A 2820-nucleotide genomic window follows, 5' to 3' on the forward strand; every position below is an offset into this window, starting at 1 on the left:
AGCGAGGCCTTGCCCTCGGCGACCCGGCGCAGGTAGCCCACCGCATCCTCGTAGCGCTTGCGCTTCTCTTCAGTGCTGCTGGCACCGTCCGACGACATCCGATACATGGCGATGTCGCAGCACGTCTGAATAAGGGTGGCCGGCTGCTCCACCAGCGGTAGCCGGTGCAGCACGCCCACATAAGCGTCGATTTCAGCGCTGGCACCGGCCAGCGCCTCATCGACCACATCGTCATCGAGCACGCCATCCTGGTCGTCATCAGCGACGACCAGGAGGGCATCCATGCCCCAGCGTTTGATCAGCTCTTCGCGGGTGGCGTAGGGCATGACCGTTACTCCTGACCGCCTTCGCTGCCTTCACCTTCCGCAGGTTTCGCGGAAGAGTTGGCATCGTCGGCTGACTGCCCTTCCTGGGTAGCCTCAGTGCCTTCCTTGGCGGGCGCCTTGGCACCGCCCTTACCGCGCGCACTAACCTTGGCGCTCCCTTTTTTGGCGGCTGCCTTCTGCGGAGCTTTCACCTGCGCTTTCGCCGGCTTCTGCGGTGCAGCTGCAGGAGCTGGTGCAGGTTCAGCTGCAGGCACCGGAGCCGGAGCCGGCTCAGGCGAGGCACCAGCCGGGGCTGCCCCGAGGCCACCAGACGGCTCTTGGATGCTTTCCAGATCGCCATCCACCAAAGTGACGGTCAGCACCGGGTCGGCCTGGAGTCGCTCCAGCTCGGCCTCGGTGAATCGGTCGGCCGGGTGATCGGTGACTTGTCTGGGATGGGCGACGCCACAGCGCCGGTAGCCGTCCCGAGCAGACTTGATGCGCACGATCATGGCGATGCCCCCTTAGGCCAGCTCGTTGCATACGAACAGCTCGGCAGTGCCGGCCCATTCGTTGCCGCCGTTCTCGTCCTTGATCAGCAGTTTCCGGGCTGCAGCTTCCAGCTGCGGCGGCACCACCAGGAGGCCGGGGGTAATGTTCAGCGGGCGACCGCCGTCGGCCTTGAACTGGCCCATGGCTGCACGGGCTTTGCCGTAGAACTCGCCGGTCAGCGGTTGCTGGCTGGCGTAGGCCATCTGCCAGAAGCCGAAACCTGCGTTGCAGCGATAGCGGATGCCATGCACGAACTCGTCGTGATCGAAGACGTGCTCGCTGTTCTCCGGGTTGGTCTTGCTGGTCAGCTCAGGCTTGGTGCGTTCCTGGAAGATGATTGGCTTGATCGCGCGGCTGACGTCCAGGAGATACCAGGTCGGTCCCGGATTCGCGCCGGGAATGTCGACGTTGCTGACGGAGGTCGCCACCCCGGTGCCGTCCACTTCCGGGTAGACCGGGTGATCGGTATCGAAGAAGTTCTGGCCGTCGTAGCAAGCCGAGGTCATGCCGGCCTTGAGCGCGGCGAATACCAGTGCATCGGGGTGATAGGCAGCAGCGCGGGCCATCTCGGTGAACATCGGCATGTAGATGCCGGCCTGGTCGTCCTCGACCGCAGTGCGCAGGATCGACACCGTGCTTTCGAACAGCTTGTTGGCGACCTCGTAGCCCTCAGCCGTCATGGCCTTGACTACGCGAGCACCTACCCACTCCTTCAGCATGGGGAACTGACCCAGCCAGGCGTAGAGGTTCGAAGCGCTTACGCTGGGGACCAGCGTGGCAACTTGCTGCCACTTGGCCTTGGTCTGGTTGTCGCTGAGCGCCCGCTGGTATTCAGCGCGATAGCCCTTGAACAGTGCGGCCAATACGGCCGGCGTGACGGTAGTCGCCATGGTTACTTCACCCCCTTGGTGTTTTCGATGTACTGCTCATCGGTCCAGCCGAAAGCCTTGGCGGCCGCATGCTCTTCGGCGTTGAGCGCCTTCTTCTCGCCCTGGTGCTCACCTTGTGGCGTGACGGGATCGATGACGGAAGGCGCGTTCTTCACGAACTCGCGGAAGCGCTCCAGGCCGCCTTCTTCCTGGCAGGCCGCCAGGTGGTAGCCCTTGGTTGCCGGAGTGATCTTCCCGATCTTGAGGGCGCCCTCGATCTCGGCATTGATCGCGAGGGTCAGCTGGCTTTTCTGGTGTTCCTGCAGCTGGTTCTCGGCGTTGAGGGCTCGCTGTTCCAGGGTGTTGTAGTCCTGGCGCGGAACGTAAAGGGCCAGGGACGGCGCCTTCTCGCTGTTGGCTGCGGTCTGCAGGGCGACTTTCTTGTCTTCCAGCAGCTTGTTGACGGCTGCCACGGCGTCCTCTTCCGTGGCGGTTTCGGGCAAGCCAAGGGCCGCCAGGATGGCTGCAAGCGCCATATCGGATTCCTCCGGTTGTTGTGAAAGGAAAGCGGCCTGCTCGGAGTTGAGGGCCTTGGTGAGCAGGTTCGGCTTGTTGACTAGGGCGAAACTGCTGAAACGGGCGATGCGTCCGGTCCGCTCGTCGAAGGCGAACACCGGGGAGATGTAGCGGTACTCCCGCGACTCGATGGCGTTGCGCGCCTTCTGCGTCCACTCCACGCGGGCCTCCACCGCGCCGCGCTCGTTGACGCGGTACTCACGCGCCCAGCCGGAGGCCTCGGCCCCTTCGCCCTTGGGGGCTTTCAGCTCGGTGGCGTGGTTGTAGTCGAACGGCAGATCGGTTCCCTGGGTGTGGGAAACCGTCTCGGCAATGACCTGGCTGGCGTCGTAGGACCACTGACGGCCATCACGGCCGCCAATGGTTGGACCAGGAGGAAGGACCTCGACCCACTCAGGCACGTCAGTACCCAGCTCGAAACAGAGCGCGGTGGCGAGGGCGTTACGGAGTGGGGATGTCTTTTTCATGTCGCCATGGTCGGCGACATGAAGGGGGATTTTTAGAGGAAGGGGTTCAGC

General features: G+C 63.8%; 4 protein-coding genes. All 4 read right to left on the reverse strand.

What is annotated here, in order from left to right:
• Positions 1-326, reverse strand: a 326-nt coding sequence (locus L6D89_RS32230; protein WP_236202324.1) for a gp436 family protein, incomplete at its 3' end; no start/stop codon positions are given.
• A 5-nt stretch (positions 327-331) separates the two neighbouring features.
• On the reverse strand, positions 332-817 hold the full coding sequence (locus L6D89_RS32235; RefSeq protein WP_236202325.1) for an HI1506-related protein: 486 nt from the start codon (positions 815-817) through the stop codon (positions 332-334).
• Positions 818-829: 12 nt separating this feature from the next.
• The gene (locus L6D89_RS32240) at positions 830-1747 is read right to left on the reverse strand and encodes a Mu-like prophage major head subunit gpT family protein (protein WP_192401382.1); all 918 of its coding nucleotides are present in this window, start codon (positions 1745-1747) and stop codon (positions 830-832) included.
• 2 nt (positions 1748-1749) lie between these two features.
• Positions 1750-2769 carry a phage protease gene (locus L6D89_RS32245; RefSeq protein ID WP_236202326.1) on the reverse strand — a complete coding sequence of 340 codons (1020 nt, stop codon included), beginning with the start codon at positions 2767-2769 and terminating at the stop codon, positions 1750-1752.
• Between the last annotated feature and the right edge of the window lie 51 nt (positions 2770-2820).

Origin of the sequence: Pseudomonas pseudonitroreducens (genome assembly GCF_021603645.1) — a bacterium.
GTDB lineage: Bacteria > Pseudomonadota > Gammaproteobacteria > Pseudomonadales > Pseudomonadaceae > Pseudomonas > Pseudomonas pseudonitroreducens.